Origin of the sequence: Methylobacterium sp. UNC378MF, from assembly GCF_900103195.1 — a bacterium.
GTDB lineage: Bacteria > Pseudomonadota > Alphaproteobacteria > Rhizobiales > Beijerinckiaceae > Methylobacterium.
In genome coordinates, this window is the sequence record NZ_FMWU01000012.1 from 158,120 (window position 1) to 174,384 (window position 16,265).

Annotated in this window: 9 protein-coding genes and 1 pseudogene; 6 read left to right on the forward strand and 4 right to left on the reverse strand. The window is 67.8% G+C overall.

All coding sequences use genetic code 11. From position 1 onward, the window contains the following. Window positions 1-2 precede the first annotated feature (2 nt). Window positions 3-1,184 carry an ABC transporter substrate-binding protein gene (locus tag BLT59_RS14590; RefSeq protein WP_091781275.1) on the reverse strand — a complete coding sequence of 394 codons (1,182 nt, stop codon included), beginning with the start codon at window positions 1,182-1,184 and terminating at the stop codon, window positions 3-5. 198 nt (window positions 1,185-1,382) lie between these two features. Here BLT59_RS14590 and BLT59_RS14595 point away from each other — a divergent pair, with 198 nt between their 5' ends. Then, window positions 1,383-1,799 carry a nuclear transport factor 2 family protein gene (locus BLT59_RS14595; RefSeq protein WP_091781278.1) on the forward strand — a complete coding sequence of 139 codons (417 nt, stop codon included), beginning with the start codon at window positions 1,383-1,385 and terminating at the stop codon, window positions 1,797-1,799. Window positions 1,800-1,809: 10 nt separating this feature from the next. Here the strand turns inward: BLT59_RS14595 and BLT59_RS14600 are convergent, their stop codons facing one another. Beyond that, window positions 1,810-2,511, reverse strand: coding sequence for a GntR family transcriptional regulator (locus BLT59_RS14600; protein WP_091781281.1), 702 nt, complete (start codon window positions 2,509-2,511; stop codon window positions 1,810-1,812). Window positions 2,512-3,281: 770 nt separating this feature from the next. On the opposite strand from BLT59_RS14600, the gene BLT59_RS32155 reads away from it, so the two are divergent. The 4 genes from BLT59_RS32155 (at window position 3,282) to BLT59_RS14615 (ending at window position 11,876) form a co-directional block, all read left to right on the forward strand. Beyond that, window positions 3,282-9,611 carry an autotransporter outer membrane beta-barrel domain-containing protein gene (locus BLT59_RS32155; protein WP_091781284.1) on the forward strand — a complete coding sequence of 2,110 codons (6,330 nt, stop codon included), beginning with the start codon at window positions 3,282-3,284 and terminating at the stop codon, window positions 9,609-9,611. A 448-nt stretch (window positions 9,612-10,059) separates the two neighbouring features. Beyond that, window positions 10,060-10,458 (forward strand): hypothetical protein, encoded by a 399-nt coding sequence (locus tag BLT59_RS14610; protein ID WP_091781288.1) that lies wholly within the window; start codon window positions 10,060-10,062, stop codon window positions 10,456-10,458. Beyond that, window positions 10,449-10,580 carry a hypothetical protein gene (locus BLT59_RS32160; RefSeq protein ID WP_280141057.1) on the forward strand — a complete coding sequence of 44 codons (132 nt, stop codon included), beginning with the start codon at window positions 10,449-10,451 and terminating at the stop codon, window positions 10,578-10,580. The genes BLT59_RS14610 and BLT59_RS32160 overlap by 10 nt, the downstream gene beginning before the upstream one ends. Window positions 10,581-11,135: 555 nt before the next feature. Continuing rightward, on the forward strand, window positions 11,136-11,876 hold the full coding sequence (locus tag BLT59_RS14615; RefSeq protein ID WP_091781389.1) for a Crp/Fnr family transcriptional regulator: 741 nt from the start codon (window positions 11,136-11,138) through the stop codon (window positions 11,874-11,876). A gap of 270 nt (window positions 11,877-12,146) precedes the next feature. On the opposite strand, the gene BLT59_RS14620 is transcribed toward BLT59_RS14615, so the two are convergent. Together BLT59_RS14620 and BLT59_RS14625 are read right to left on the reverse strand one after the other, a co-directional pair. Further along, the gene (locus BLT59_RS14620) at window positions 12,147-12,959 is read right to left on the reverse strand and encodes a universal stress protein (RefSeq protein ID WP_091781291.1); all 813 of its coding nucleotides are present in this window, start codon (window positions 12,957-12,959) and stop codon (window positions 12,147-12,149) included. Between the two features lie 766 nt (window positions 12,960-13,725). Next, window positions 13,726-14,421: a cyclic nucleotide-binding domain-containing protein gene (locus BLT59_RS14625; protein ID WP_244513987.1), complete on the reverse strand. Its 696-nt coding sequence runs from the start codon at window positions 14,419-14,421 to the stop codon at window positions 13,726-13,728. A 418-nt stretch (window positions 14,422-14,839) separates the two neighbouring features. Between BLT59_RS14625 and BLT59_RS14630 the strand changes: the two are divergent. Further along, a pseudogene (locus tag BLT59_RS14630) lies at window positions 14,840-16,123 on the forward strand (nitrate/nitrite transporter); the annotation flags it as partial. Window positions 16,124-16,265 lie beyond the last annotated feature (142 nt).

Here is a 16,265-nt window from a genome sequence, read left to right on the forward strand (position 1 = left end):
GCTCAGTTGGTCACCGCGACGATCTCACCGTCCTTGAAGCGGGTGAACACGTAATCGTTCGGGCCGAGCGCGTCGTGCTGGCCGGGGGCGAAGGGCTTCTCGTAGGTTTTGATCAGGCCCGGATAGGTGCCGATCTTGTAGAAGCCGTCGCGGACCTTCGGGCCCTCGGCGGAGCCGGCGGCCTGGATGGCCAGAGCCAGCAGGTGCGTCGCATCGTAGGCGTTGGCGATGCCGACGGCGGGGGTGACGTCGGCCATCGACTTGATCGCCGGGTACTTGGCCTTGAGCGCGTCGAGCACCGCGCTCGCCTTCGGCGACGCGTTGCCCGCGAAGGTGAAGGTCTGGATGAAGTGGACCTTGCCGGCGCTGGGGCCGGCGAGCTCGTCGAAGCGGCCGCCCGCCGGGCCCCAGTGCGAGACGACCGGCACCGACCAGCCCATCCGGTCGAGAGACTTCACCACCTGGGCCGAGGGCCCGACATTGCCGACGAGGAACAGCGCGTCGGCCCCGGCCTCCTTCAGCCGGGACAGCTGGGGCACCATGTCGACGTCGTTGGCCTCGTACTTCTCGATGCCCGCCGCCGGGAGGTTGGCCGCCTGCAGGGCGTCCTTGAGGCCCTTCTGGTTCGACTCGCCCCAGGCGTTGTTGACGAGGATCATGCCGGGCTTCTTCGCCCCGTAGGTCTTCACCGCGTAGGCGACCAGCGCCTCGTCGACGAGGGCGTCGACCGCCGAGACCCGGAAGGCGTAGTTGTCGGCGGCGCCGTTGCGGGTGATGCCGGTGCCGGCCGCCCAGGGGCCGATGAACGGCACCTTCATCTGGTTGGCGATCGGCACGATCGCCATCGAGACCGGCGTGTCGAGGCCGCCGACCACCGCGACCACGCCGACCCGCTGGATCAGCTCGCGGGTCGCCAGCACGCCCTTGGACGGGTTGGCCTCGTCGTCGCGGGCCACGAGCTCGAGGGGGCGGCCGAGGACGCCGCCCTTGGCGTTGATCTCGTCGATGGCGAGACTCATCCCGCGGGAGATCGCCTCGCCGGATTTCGCGGACTGGCCGCTGAGGGCGGTCACGAGGCCGATCTTGATGGTGTCGGCCGCCTGCGCGGTCGAGACCGCGAGGCCGAGCAGGGCGCTCGTCGTCACCGCGATGCGGCGCAGGGTCGGGGGCAGGAAGGAGGCCATGGCGTGTCTCCGAGGGCGGGGCGCCCCAGCCGACCGCAACCTCCATGCCACTGAAAGCCCGATGCTTCGCCGCCCAGGGGCCCACCGTGCGTGCACCTCAGCGAGCATTTTGTGCTCAATCTCGTGCCAAAGTGCATACACTTCCTGCATGCACGGACCGGGCTTTTGCGGCACGTTAGGGCCGACAGGAGGCCTGCCATGACCGATGAGACCCACCGCGCGGCGACCGCGTGCGACGCCGCCAACGTCACCGCCTATCTCGAGGCCTCGATGGTCCCGGATCCCGAGACGGCCGCGCGCTACATGGCGCCGGGCACCCGGATCGTGTTCACCGGCGCGCGGGTCTTCAACCATCCGTCGGAGGTCACGGCCTTCAATGCCGGGCGCTACGCCTGGGTGAAGAAGCGGATGGAGCGGCTGGACGTGGTGCCGGGCGACGGCGTCACCACGGTCTACAGCCTCGGCACCCTGTACGGCGCGTGGCCGGACGGCACGCCGTTCGAGGGCAACCGCTACGTCGACCGCTTCACCGTGCGCGACGGGCTGATCGTCGGCATGGAGGTCTGGAACGACAGCGCCGAGCGCCTGCTGACCAAGCACGGCCTCACGGCCTGACGCCGAAGGCTCAGGCCCCGCCGCCCGCGACGTAGGGCGCCAGCAGGCGCCCGAGATCGCGCTCGCGCGGGGTCGGGGGCACGATGCGCGCCCGCTCGGCGACCGCGTCGAGGTGGTGATCCATGAGCGCGGCGGCGCGCTCGGCATCGCCCGCCACCAGGGCGGCGACGATGTCGCGGTGCTCGCTCACGGCGCAATCCGAGGAATGCGGACGGCTGTAGAGGGACAGGATCAGGGCGCAGCGATAGCCGAGTTCTGCGACGTAGCGCGTCAGCACGGCGCTGCCGGTCATCTCGGCCAGCATCAGGTGGAACTCCGTGGCGAGCCGGATGGAGAGCGCCTCCGGCCCGCCCCGAGCCGCCTCCTCGCGGGCGATCTGGTCCAGCAGAACCTGACGCTGCTCCGGGCTGAGCTGCCCCGCGAGGCGGCGCACCACCAGCCGCTCCAGGCCGAGGCGCACGTCGAAGGTGTCGCGCGCCTCCTCCCAGCTCGGCGTCGCCACGACGGCGATGCGGTTGCGGCGGAGGTCGACCAGGCCTTCGCCGGCCAGCCGCAGGAGGGCCTGCCGCGCGATGGTGCGGCTCACCCCGAACCGCTCGCCGAGGGCGTCTTCCGGGAGGCGGTCACCGGGGGCGAGCGCCCGCTCGACGATGGCCCGGCGCAGGGCTTGGCAGATCGCGCCGACGCGATCGCCGTCCTCCATCGCCCTCATCGACGACGTCCGCGGCCCATTGCCGATACCTCTGCGGATTGGTCCGTCATGATCCTCCCTCGGCCGCGATCCGCCGCGACGCGTCCGGAGATGTGTCGGGTGGGCTCTTTGCAGACGCAGGACCGGGGGTGCAACGGTCACGCCACCTGCATCAGGTCGAGAGCGGGCGGCTGGGTCGGGTGCTCTGCTCGAACCGCCCGTCCGCCGATCGTTGCGCACATGAACCGGCAGGCACTGGACGCCGGAGGTGCCAAGGACGGGGAGAATGAAGGTGCCGTCCGGCCGCGCCACCACAAGATGCTCGCCTTCGGGTGTGAACGCGAGTCCGCGGGGCACGGAGCCGAAGGGAGCCTCGTCACGAATACAGGCGCCCGCGCGCGTACGGATGGGCCCCGTCGAAGGCGGCGTCTTGGCATCAACATCGAGGAGTACGGAACCTGCCCCAACGGCGGTGTGCGGATGGAAGCCCCAGGTATCGAAAACAATAAACAGACGTGGCTTTCCAGGATTTCATGCAAGGCGTGTCGCCAAGTAAAAATCAATACTGACAAGACGCTGCTTCTATGATCCTGTTTATGCCCGATTAAAAAATAACTGCGAGATCATCGCGGGGCATTCTCGTCATAAAGAATTCATTAACCATCCTAAAGGAAAATTTACAGCACGGTGTGTGATCTCGCCGCCCCGCGCCCAGGCGCCGACGATCCTGACGTGCTCGCTGACAGCCGCGTGCATGCCCGGGTCGAAGCGCGCAAAGAGACCCGTTTTAGATGCCGTGCTTTCCAAGTCAGCCATGTGTCCCGACCCGTGAGCAGAAGCTTCGCAAGGGCGGACGGCTTCTGGTCGCGGCCATCACCGCCCTGGTGGTCATCCCTGACGTGCCCCTGCGCGCCGCCGAGCGGCCCGAGCCCCAGGTGGTGACCGGTGCAAACGGCCGGGATGGGAAAGCCAACGTGTTCTCTTCGAACATCGCCGCGACGCCCGGCGAGACCGGCGGTGACCTGTCCTTGATCGGTGTTGATGCCGCGGCCGCCGGGAACGACCCTGCCGCGACGATTCGGATCGGGTCGGTGGGCGGGGCTGGAGGTCGCGGCGATGCCGTCATCGGGCTGGCCTCCGTCCCCGGCGCCCGAGGGGGAAATGGCGGTGCCGTCGCGGTGACGCTGGAGGAGGATGTCTCCGGGCAGGGCGAGCAGGTCGGCTACACCACGCGCAACCGCGGCGCCCAGCTCCAATTTCAGCCGATCCCCCGGTTCTGGGTCTACTCCAATGGCGGCCGCGGGGGCGACGGACAGCACGATGTCGGCGGTGGCGGCGATGCCGGGTCGGCCAGCCTGGTTCTGTCTTCCAGGATCTCCACGGAGGGACAGGCCTTCCTGGGCGTGCGGGTGAGCGCGGCCGGCGGTGCCGCTGGCGGCGGCGGAACCGACGCGGACCAGACTGCGTCGCGGACCGGCGGCGCCGGCGGCACCGCCGCGCTCACCGTGACGCGATCCGGGCAGGTCGTCACCGACGGCACCGGCGCGACGGCGGTGATCGTCGAATCCCTCGGCGGCGCAGGCTCCGTTCGCGGCAGCGGCACATTCTACAGCAACCCCTTCGTGACGGCGGGTGGCGCGGGCGGCACGGCGCAACTCCACACATCCGGCACGATCAGGACCTCCGGCGACTATGCCCTCGGCGCGCTGGTCCAGAGCATCGGCGGAGACGGTGGGAGCCAGCCCGATGCCGGCGGCCGGCCGGGTGCGCGGGGCGGAGACGGTGGTGCGGTCACCGTGACCCAGAGCGGCACGATCGTCACCGAGGGCGATTACGCCCTCGGCCTCGTCGCGCAATCGGTTGGCGGCTCGGGCGGCAGGGGCGGCGGCGGCGTCTTCGGCGGCGGCACCGGCGGCTCTGCCGCCACGGGCGGTTCGGTGACGGTGATCAACGGCGGCACCGTCACGACGTCCGGTACAGGGGCGAGCGGACTTGTCGCGCAGAGCATCGGCGGCGGCAGCGCCCTCTCGGCCCTGCCGGTCTCGGCCCTCGACGTGGCGCCGAAGACCGCCGGTGGCGGTGCCGGCGGCTTGTCGTACTGGTTCGGCAGCGGTGGCACCGGCGGTACCGGCGGCGCAGGCGGCGCGGCTGCAATCATCAACGAAGGCGGCCGGATCACGACCGAGGGCGACACCGCTTTCGGCGCTCTGGCGCAGAGCATCGGCGGCAGCGGCGGCAGCGGCGGCGGCGCCCTCCCGGCTGGAGCATTCTTCTCTGTGGGTCTGGGCGGGAGCGGTGGCGGCGGCGGCGATGGCGGTCTTGCCCGCTTCACCGGCAGATCTGGCGCGATCGAGACGAGCGGCGCTGGGTCGACGGCCGTGCTGGTGCAGAGCGTCGGCGGCGGCGGCGGCGTGGGCGGCGACGTCAAGAGCGTTGCGGCCGGGGTTGTACTCTCGGCCTCCTGGGCGATCGGGGGGCGCGGCGGCCTGGGCGGAAACGGCGGCGAGGCCCGGATCGACAGCAGCACGACCGTGACGACCGCGGGTTTCGGGGCGAATGGCCTGTCCGTCCTCAGTATCGGCGGCGGCGGCGGAGTCGGCGGCCTCGCCAGTGCAAAGGCCATCACGGCACCCTTCGTCACGCCGAGCGGTACGGCGCTGCCGAGCTTCGCCTTCTCGACCGCGATCGGCGGCTCGGGCGGTGGGGGCGGCAACGGCGGCGCGGCGGGCATCCTCAATTCCGGTTCGGTCACCACCTACGGGGACTCTGCCGTCGGCCTTCTCGCCCTCAGTGTCGGCGGCGGCGGCGGTATCGGCGGCGACGCGGCCGCCTACGCGCTGGCGGTCGCGCCGCCCGGCCAGACGGCCGTATCCGCATCCTCGACGCTCGGCGGCAGGGGCGGCGGCGGCGGCAACGGCGGCACCGTGACGGCCGAGAATAGCGGTGTGGTCCGCACATCGGGGGACGGCGCCATCGGCATCGAGGCTCAGAGCATCGGCGGGGGCGGCGGCAATGGCGGCGGCGCCACCGCGACCAGCAACAGCGTGAGCCTGCGCCAGAATATCACCGTGTCGCGGGGTATCGGCGGGACCGCGGGCGGCGGCGGGGTCGGCGGCGCGGTGACGGTCTCGCAGGCCGGCAGCATCACCACGGGGGGCGCCTATGCCGCCGGCATCCTCGCCCAGAGCGTCGGCGGCGGCGGCGGCAACGGCGGCAATGCCTCAACCCTCGCGGCCACCGGTTTCTCCTTCGACAAGACCCTGAACGGCCTCATCGGCAAGTTGCCAATCGCCGACGCGCTCGCGGTGACCGAGACGATCGGGGGCGGGACGGGCAACGGCAACCGCGGCGGCCTGGTCATGGTCACGAACCGGGGCGCGATTGCAACCGGCGGATCGAATGCCCACGCCATCGAGGCGCAGAGCATCGGCGGCGGCGGCGGCAATGGTGGCGACGTGTCCGGATCGGCCGTGGGCAAGCTCGCCGTCAGCCTCACGCTCGGCGGAACAGGGGGCGTCGGCGGCAGCGGCGGGAACGTGGCCGTGTCCAATGCCGCCACCGGCGTGATCAAGACCGTGGGCGACGGGTCGCACGGCATCGTCGCCCAGAGCATCGGCGGCGGCGGCGGTATGGGCGGCAGCATCGCGGCGCGCGACGATACCGACCCGGACACGATCGGCACGATATGGCGCCAGATCAAGGATACGATCGGTGCCGCCGAATACGAGAAGTGGGCGAAGGACAAGAGTAATAAGGAAGACAAGCAAGCCCTTGATCAATTCGTGAAGGACATCAAGAGCAGCGATACGTACAAGAATCTGGCCGACAAGCTCAAGAATTCGGATTTCGGCAAGGCGCTCAAATCCTACAGCGGCAGCGTCTCGAGCTATCTCGACGCGCAGAAGAAGGGCGCCGCCAAGCTGCCGGACGTCTCGGCGACCCTGGCGCTCGGCGGCGACGGGGCTCAGGGCGGGAGCGGCGGCACCGTCACCATCGAGAATGCCGGCACCATCACGACGCGGGGCATCGGCTCGCACGGCATCATGGCGCAGAGCATTGGCGGCGGCGGCGGCCAGGGCGGCCTCGCCTTCGCGGAGGCGACCAACCGGACCAACCTGTCGGCGACGCTCGGCGGCGTGGGCGGCAGCGGCAATACCGGCGGCGCGGTCGAGATCCAGAACACCGGCAGCGTCGCGACTGTGGAGGATGCCGCCTACGGCCTGTACGCGCAGAGCATCGGCGGCGGGGGCGGCAACGGGGTCGCCGCCACCATCGCCAGCAGCGACACGAACAAGGGCCTGACCCTGAACCTGACCGTCGGCGGGTCCGGGGGGGCTGGGTCGAATGGCGGATCGGTTCGGGTCGAGAACCGCGGAACGGTGACCACCACGGGCACCGAGGCGCATGCCGTGGTCGCGCAGAGCATCGGCGGCGGCGGGGGAAGCTTCTCCGCGCCGTCCGCCGCCATGGCCGAGGCCGAGCCCGCCTCGCCCTCCGCGGAGGACGGGCGTGCGGCCGCCGGGACGGGGCAGTCCAAGAAGGATACCAGGAGCGACGCCCAGGCTTTGGCGGACGCCCTGCTGGGTGCACTCGATATCGAGCGGATCGCTCCTCCGGGGGATCCGACCGGTGTGTCGAAGAAATCCGGCAGCCTGACGCTCGGCGGCTCCGGACGCATGGCGGGCAACGGCGGCGACGTGACAATCGTGCAATCCGGTTCGATCACGACGACCGGGTTCGGGGCCGTCGGCATGCTGGCCCAGAGCATCGGCGGCGGCGGCGGACTCGCCTCCGTTGCCGCCGGGCCGGGCGGCCACCGATATACGTTCGGGATCGGTGGCGCCGGCGGCGCTTCAGGGAATGGCGGCCCGGTCACGGTGAGCCTGACCGCGGGCGCGCAAGTCTTCACCGCAGGCGACGCGGCGCCGGCCCTGTTGCTGCAATCCATCGGCGGCGGGGGCGGATACGGTGGTGCGCATCAGGTGATGGGCTACGCCGTCCCCTATGTGCTTCGCGACGGGTCAAACGGCGACGGCGGGGCCATCCGCGTGACGCTGGACGACGGCGCCGCGATCCGCACGACGGGCACCCAATCCCATGGAATCCTGGCCCAGAGCCTCGGCGCAGGCGGCGGCCTGCTCCTCGATCCGGCCGCCCCAGCCACTGCGGCTTCAGGCCAGAGCCGCCTCGGCTCCACGGGCAAAGGCGGTGACATCACCATCGAGTCGTCCGGATCGATCATCGCGTCGGGTCTCGACGCGAACGCGATCTTCGCCCAGTCCGGAGTCCAGCGCACCGACGGCAGCCTCGAGCCCGACCGGGAGCGGGGCGGCACGATCACCGTCCGGGTGAACGGCCTCGTCACAGGCGGCAGCGGCACCGGAGCGGCGATCCGCATCGACGGGGGACGCTACAACACGATCGATATCGATGCGCGCGCCGTGGTCAGCGCGGCCTCCGGCCGGGCCATCGTCGGTGCGTTCACGGCCGGCGAGATCAACAATCATGGGACCGTGGTCGGCGACGTGGACCTGACTGGCGGCCAGACCGGAAGCGTCGTCTTCAACAACGGTGGTCTCTACAATGCCGGTTCGACGTCGGCGATCCTGCGCACCGGGCCCGAAGGCGTGGTCGCGCTGGGAGCCGGCGGCCGCCTGCGCAACAGCGCCATCCTCGACATCGGCGGCGTCGGCACCGTCGCGCGGGCGACGGTGACCGGCAATTTCGAGCAGACGGAATATGGCCGTCTGCTCGTCGACATCGCACCCCTGGCGCCGGACTCCGCCCTGCGCAACGATCTGCTGACCGTCACCGGCACCGCCTCGCTGAAGGGCGTGGTCGAGCCGCATTTGATCGACGGCCTCTCGCCCGGCCGCTACACTTTCCTCAGAGCCGGTCAGATCGTGGATGCCAGCGCCGTCGCCACCGGGGGCAGCATCCATTCGGGGGCGATCCCGATTTCCTGGGCGATCGTCGCGACAGGGGACAGCATCGCTCTGGTGCCGCAGGCCCATTTCACGGCGCCGGTGGGCGTGACGCTCACCTCGGATCAGCGCAACGTCGCGCAGGGCCTGCAGGATGCCTGGGACGGGAACACCACCAAGCTGGGCACCCTCTACGCGCGTTTCCTCTCGGTCGACAGCCAGAAGGCCTATGCGGCTGCCCTGGACGAGTTGAAGCCTGAATCCAACCAAGACATCCTGACCGACCGGACGCTCGACACCCGAAAGGGCCTCCAGCGCGCCATGAGTTGTCCGGCCTTCACCGGCACCGGCACGCTGCTCCGCGAGGGCGAATGCGTCTGGGGACGGATCACCAGCGCTCACACGACCCAGTCCGCGACCGCGGATGATGGCGGCTACCATCAGACCGCCCTCAGCTATCAGAGCGGACTGCAGACCGAGTTCGCGCCGGATTGGTTCTTCGGCCTCACCGGAGCCTATACCCGGGCCCTCCAGAGCGACCCCGACCGGATCACCGGGACGACCAGCGATGCCGCCGATGTCTCAGCGGCGCTGAAGCACCAGATCGGCCCCTGGCTCCTCGCGGCATCGGCCAACCTCGGCTATTCCTGGGCCGACAACAAGCGCCTGATCGACTTTGGCGGCGCGACCGCAACGGCGCGCAGCAAGTCCGGCATTCTCACCGCGGGCGGCCGGATGAGAGCCAGCTATCAGGTTCTGTTCGGGGACTGGTACCTCAAGCCCTACGCGGATCTGGACCTGCTCTACAGCTACAGCCCCGCCTATTCCGAGACCGGCGCCCCCGGCTTCAACCTCGACATGCGGCCGGTTGCCAAGACGCTGGTGGCGTTCAGCCCGATGCTGGAGATCGGCGGCCGGATCGACCTCGACGAGGGCCGCTGGATCCGGCCCTACGGCACCTTGGGCGTGACGCTCCTGTCGGACGACCATTTCACCGGCAGGGCGAGTTTCCAGGGCACCGGCGCGCTCGGCTTGTTCGCCACGGAATCGGCGATCCCCGATCGCCTCGGTGAGATCGGCCTGGGCTTCCAGATCAGCCTCGGCGGCGGCATCGAGGTCACCGGTGAGTATCAGGGCCAGGTCGGAGACCACTTCGTCTCGCATGCCGGAACAGCCCGGATGCAGCTGCGCTTCTGAAGAGGACGGACGCCGACGATTCTGACGCCACACCCGAGTGATCCCGTCGAACGACGGTCGCGGTACGCTACAATATGGCGAGCGAAAATACTTGGTCCTGATGACAAGGCGATAAATAGTCTCGAAATTTTTGAGTGAATGCCGGTCTTGCCGGATGGTGAGGCGCTCGTTGATCGATGTCGCTGAAGCGGTGGTTTTGCGGCGGCACGGATCGGCGGGATCGTGCGTCAAGCCATCCCTGATGCGAAAGAACCGGCCGAGCTGGTCCGCCCCTTTGCGTGGCTCCGACACCCGTCGCTTCGCCACGGCGGGACGATGCCGGAAATAACGAGACCGTCGGCCGGGTAGCCTCTGCGTCAAGCACGCATGGTGTCGATGGGACTTCGGGACCTCTGCCTGCAGCCGACTACACGGTGCCGGCAGCACGCTGGACGCCGCAGCCAAGACGGTGTCCGGCGCGGACACCGTCACGGTCGAGGCCGGCGGCAAGCTCTCCGTCACGCGCGGGGCGGCGATCAACTGGACCGGTGTGTCGACCGATCTGAAGATCACCAATTCCGGAATGCTTGAGTCGCTCAGCCGCGCGATCGATGCCACCGGAAGCGACAATGCCCGCACGCTGACGCTGAAGAACAAGAAGGGCGGGTATATTCGGGCCAGGGACAACGACGCGGTACGCATCGATGTCAACCCGACGGCCGGCGTCATCACGGTGAACAACGCCGGGACAATCAACGCGACGGGCCGGAAAGCTCTGAACTTACCGGCGCGCATTCGGGAACGTGGCGCCGGCCGTGCGGCTGGTGTTCGGCGGCGGGGGCGCCACTGGATCGGGACGTGTCGCTGATCCCGGCCGGCCTGGACTGGCAGGTGGAGCCGGGCGCGCGGGCGGGCCTCGCCTATGACGGCCAAGTCGGCCCCCGGGCGCAGGACCGCGCCGTCAAGGGCAGCTTCTCGTACGAGTGGTGAGCGCCGCCGGCTCGGTCACGACGGCGGTCAGTTCAAAGCGTAGCTTGCCCGCCAAATGAGGCTCGCCTGGCCTGTTTGCCTGTTCCGGAAACGGCTGCGTGGCAAGTCTGCCCCGCCGCAAGATCTGCGCGCTGGTGGACGATTGCGGCGTGCGATTATTTTTGATCATAACAGCATATTCATAAATCCACGATGGACCGCAAATTTCCTTATTTTTGATGTTTGATTTGTTTGAATATTACAGAGCTAAAGCATTCCGCGAATATTGATGGATGTATAATGACTAATTATCGTTAGAATTCTGCAGATGATCGATAATATTCGTCAATATGCATTTCATGGTGCCGATTGCCGAGCAGAGAGCATATTCGCACTCTGAAAAATGAAGACGGCCCCTTTTGCGGCGCTCGCTTCGATCCGAACGCCAGTTTCGCGCCGATCGAGTCGGGCCCTTTGCGTTGGATCAATGCGCGGCAGCAGCCTCGATCCATTTTGCGGACGGGCCGGGACGACGGGATGTGCCCGGAGACGCGTCCCGATTTCGCGAGGAGCGACATGCTGGTTGACACCGGGGCGTGCGAGAGAAACGCGCATGTCTGCCATCACAGGCGTTCGGACAATGGATGTGGCGACTGCAAAGTGCGCCCGATCAGCGTGTGCTCCGTGCTTTCCCTGGTTGAACTGGAGCAGCTGGAAGGACTCAGCCAGCATCTGACGCTCGACAAGGGCCAAACCCTCTTCGGCCAGGACGAGCCGGCAAGCGCCGTCTTCAACGTCATCGAGGGATGCCTGAGGCTCACGCGACTGCTGCCCGATGGCAGGCGGCAGGTCATGGGCTTCGCTCTGCCGGGAGATTTCTTGGGATTGGCTCTGCAGGAACGCCACTCGGTCTCCGCGGAGGCGCTCGGCCAAGTCAAAACCTGCCGCTTCGGTCGCGAGGACTTCGCCGCCATCACCGAGGCGAAGCCGCATCTGTTGAAGAGCCTCCACGCCCGCGTCCGGTACGAGCTGACGCTCGCCCAGGACCAGATGCTGCTGCTGGGACGGCGGACGGCGGAGGAGAAGGTTGCATCCTTCCTCCTGTCTCTGCGGGACCGGTTCGCGCGCATCGGGCACAACTCCGTCACCGTCGAGTTGCCGATGGGCCGTCAGGACATGGCAGATTACCTCGGGCTGACCATCGAGACCGTCAGCCGCATGTTGTCGCGGCTCGACCGGGCTCACAGCATCCTGCTTGTTCCGGGCGGCGTGCGCTTGCTCGATGCGGCCCGGCTCGAACGCTTGGCGGCGAGCTGACGTGAAGGCTCGCGCGGCGTTGAGGGCCCGTTCCAGACGGGTCATCGCATTCACGAGACCGGCCACACACGTGTGCGGCTTCGCAACGGCGTTGCGCCCGAATTCGGGCGGACGGTAACGATCGGCGCCAATTTCGCAGCCCCCGGATCCTTGTTGCGCGGGTTCGATTCGCTTCGGTCGGCATCGACGATCCCGAACACGCCGTGGGCAATACGCGTGACCTGCCGACCGTGAGCGGGATCGATCGGTCCGCCGCTCTCGCGACGCGCTTCAATGGGCCATCAGGCAGCAGAGCGGCGATCGCCGCAGCATGTCGCGGGTCATGCCACCGAGCAGCCGTTCGCGAAGCTGGGAATGGCCGTACCCACCCATGACGATCAGGTCCGCATCCTGATGATTGGCGAAGCGCAGGATCTCGTCAGCAATATCGCCGGTCGCCGCATTGATCAGATGCGTCGTGACATGCGCGCCGTGACGGGCCAGCAACTCGGCGACATCCTCCGCGCCTTGGAGGCGCGCGTCGCTGCCGCCACTCACGACGAAGACTTGATCCGCCGAGTCCACGAAGGGCAGGACGGCGGTGACCGCACGGCGTGCCTCCATGCAATCCTTCCAGGCCACCACGATGCGAGCGGCTTTCAACCGCTCGACGTCCGGCGGGACCAGCAGGATCGGCCGTCCGGCCTGCATCAAGACGGCGTCGGGAGCCGCTGCAAACCGATCCGCGACGCCTCCGCCGGGACCACGACCGACGATGATGAGATCGGCGCCCCGTGCTTGGCTGACCAGAAAGGCCTCCGGGAGTGCATCCGCCTGCCGCCATCCGGTCCGTGGCGCGCGGTCTGCACCGCGTTCGAAGACCGCCTTCGCGCTCGCAAGCTCCGCGCACAGCCGCGCGTTGTCTTCGTCGTAAACCGACTGCTCGACCGCGATGTCGCCGAAGAGGGCGGGGACTGCAGCCTTGCGGGCCGCAATGCCCGTGAGCGTCGCTTGGAAGCGTTCGGCGAGGCTGGCCGCCACGCGAACGCGGCTGGAGGCGGCCTCTGCAAGGTCAAGAGAGACCATGATGCTGGCGATCGACATGAGCGGTCCTTCGGGCCGGCGGCGAGATCTACGATGGAACCTGCTGGAAGCGCGCAGCTACAACCTTGATCCAGCGCAAAGAACGCTGCTTGGCTTTAGGGTTTGATACGATGTGACCCAAGACGACAGATCGGATGCAGTGTCCGCAGGGGATGGTTCGGGACGCCTGCTGCGCTCGGACTTCAACACGGCGAGATCCGCCGGACCGAGATGTCTGCAAAGCCTGGCTGGAGCGAAGTGTCCGTGCGTCTGCTCAGCCGTGGGTCGGCCGCGGCACGATGATCGCGGCGGTGCCGTTCGGTCCATTGTTGCGGCCGCCGACCGAGCCATTGAATGACAGGTCGATTACGGTCCAGCGCGGTCCCTACACTTGTGTGCTGGATCCGGTGCCCGATTGCCTGCTGCTCGACCGGCGAGCGCCCTCTGCGATGATCCGGACGGCTCGGCGCGCTCGGGCTTCCGCGTGTCCTATAGTGTGCTCTGCCTCACCAGCACTCACAGGGTCGGAAGACTTGGCCGATTCCGATTGCAGCAACCGAACGTGTGCCCAGCCGTCGTCGCGGCCCGCATGCGTCGGGAAGCGGAGGATGCTCCGTTCGAAGGCAACCAGAGCCAGGAGCCGCCACCTGGTCTCGCGATGAATCTCTCCCGAGTGCGCGCGTCTTCATCGAACGAAAAGCGGCCGTGTACGCGGGCGATGCGGGTGTAATGTGATCAATGACAACTGCCGTATGGTCAGGCTCAAGACAGGCTTCCACCCGCACTCTCAGACCGTCAGGATGTCCTTCCCTCTCAGCCGCTCTATCAGAGCCAACATCCGTGGCCCGTTCTCGTCGGGATAGGGCGGATCGATCATGGGATCCGGCAGGGCGATCTCGGCGAGTCGCGCGCGATCGTGGATGACGACCTCCTGGCCTGTCACCACAATTCCAGCCTTCGCCAGGGCTTTCAAAGCTCGCGAGAACGATTCCCGCGTCATGCCGAGCTCGGAAGCGATCATATGCTTCTCGTAGGGCAGGATCGCGCGGTCCGGTGTGCCCTGTCGTTCCGAAAGGACGAGGATGTAGCACCCTACGCGTTCGGCCGCGGAGCGCAGCTTCAGGTTTTTAGTCTGTCGCACCATCCGGCGGAACTGCTCCGCGATTGTTGCGAGAACGGCGTTCGCGAGTTGCCGATCCCGGTCAACCGCATCACGGAAGGCATCTGCCGGTATGAGAAGGAAGCGCGTCGGCTCCGGAACGCGCCCCTGCATCAGGTACGGCGAGTTGTTCATGACCGCAGCGGGAATGAGCAGATCCGGGGCTCTGACAACCTCGATGAGAACCTCGCGACCGTCCTGCGAGCGTCCGAAAAGTTGAACGGTGCCCGAGACGACGACGAACTGGAAGCTCGGGATCTCACCCTGTTCGAAGAGCATCGTGCCTGCCGGGACGGCGTGTTCCAGTGTTTGCTGGAACAGCATCGGCGATCGCGCCATGGAATCGCCCCCGCGCCCTGTCTCGGGTTCGCAGGTCGATTCTGCGCGTAGGGCAGGGATCGGTTTCATACTGCCTCGACGTCATATGGAGGGTGGCGATGTCCGCCTTTGATTCAGGTCAACCCGCCTGAAGGAACCTGCGCGTCGAACGGGCAAGGCCGCAGACGCGATCGCCGGGCGGTTCGGTGAGATCCGGCGCGTGACCGGTAAAGCGGTCTCGGCCGTCGGCGCGGCGCCGACGGGCCCGTATGCGCCCCAGATGGGCCGCCTCGAGCCGACCCGCGGCGCAGCTTCGAGTGACGGCCTTTGACCTGAATCAAATCCGACTTTGTCCTCGCTCAATACGGTCCCGGCAACCTTGACCATCCACGCCAGGGCCGGGCAACCGGGGAAAGCCGCCGCCATGCGAGGACGCACCATCGCCGCGAGCACAGACCAGAGCCGCGCACTCTGGCTATCGACGTCGGCCTTCACGACCTGCTTTGCCGTCTGGACGATCTTTTCCATCATCGGCGTCCAGATCAAGAAGGATTTGGCGCTGAGCGACGCTCAGTTCGGTCTGCTGATCGGAACGCCGATCCTGACCGGCTCTTTGATTCGACTGATCCTGGGAATATGGGCGGATCAATACGGCGGCCGTCTCGTCGCCGTCACGACGATGCTGCTGGCGGCGCTCGCCACCTATCTGCTCACCTACGCCTACGACTACAGGACGTTCCTGCTAGCGGCCCTGGGCGTCGGCTTGGCCGGCGGCGTCTTCTCCGTCGGCGTGACCTACGTCTCCAAGTGGTTCCCGAAGGAGAAGCAGGGAACCGCGCTCGGCATTTTCGGTGCCGGCAACGTCGGCGCCGCGGTGACGAAGTTCCTCGCACCTCTGGTCATGGTCGCGTTCGGCTGGAAGGTTGTTGCGCAGATCTGGGCCATGGGCTTGGTCGTGATGGCGCTGATCTTCTACTTCGGCACCAAAGATGACCGGGATCTCGCCGAACGGCGTCGGTCCGGTGTGAAGCCTGAGCCGCTGTCGGCCATGCTGGCGCCGCTCGCCAACTTGCAGGTCTGGCGCTTCGCGCTTTACTACTTCTTCGTCTTTGGCGGCTTCGTCGCGCTCGCGCTCTGGCTGCCGCGCTACTACACGGGTGTCTACGGGCTCGACATCGTCACGGCGGGCTGGCTCGCCGCCGCGTATTCGATTCCCGGCTCGCTCTTCCGCATCCTCGGCGGCAGCCTGTCCGACCGTCATGGTGCCCGCAAGGTCATGTACTGGACCTTCCTGGGTTCCTGTGCCTGCACCTTCCTGCTGGCGTACCCGGCCACCCACTACGTGGTCAGCGGCATCCGCGGGCCGATTACCTTCGACCTCGCGCTCGGCCCTGTGGCCTTCACGGTCCTGACCTTCGGCCTCGGCTTCTTCATGAGCCTGGGCAAGGCCGCCGTGTTCAAGCACATCCCGGTCTACTACCCCGACCGGGTCGGTGCGGTGGGCGGCGTGGTCGGGCTGATCGGCGGCCTGGGCGGCTTCGTCCTGCCCATCGCCTTCGGCTTCCTGAACGACCTGATCGGGATCTGGACCTCCTGCTTCATGCTCCTCTTCGTCATCGTGGCGGTGAGCAGCCTCTGGATGCATGCGGCGGTGCGCGCCCTGGAGAAGCGGGCCCATCCCGAACTCCGCCTGCCGAAGGATCTGCCGGAACTCGAAACCCTTCGGGCCGAAGTCGAGCGCCTGCGCGCGGGCCGGACCGACACGGTCGTCGGGCTTCGGCCCCCCGTCGGCGTCCCCGCCGAGTGAACGCCCCGGCCGGGGTGCGTCCCCGGCTCCATCCTCCGCACAT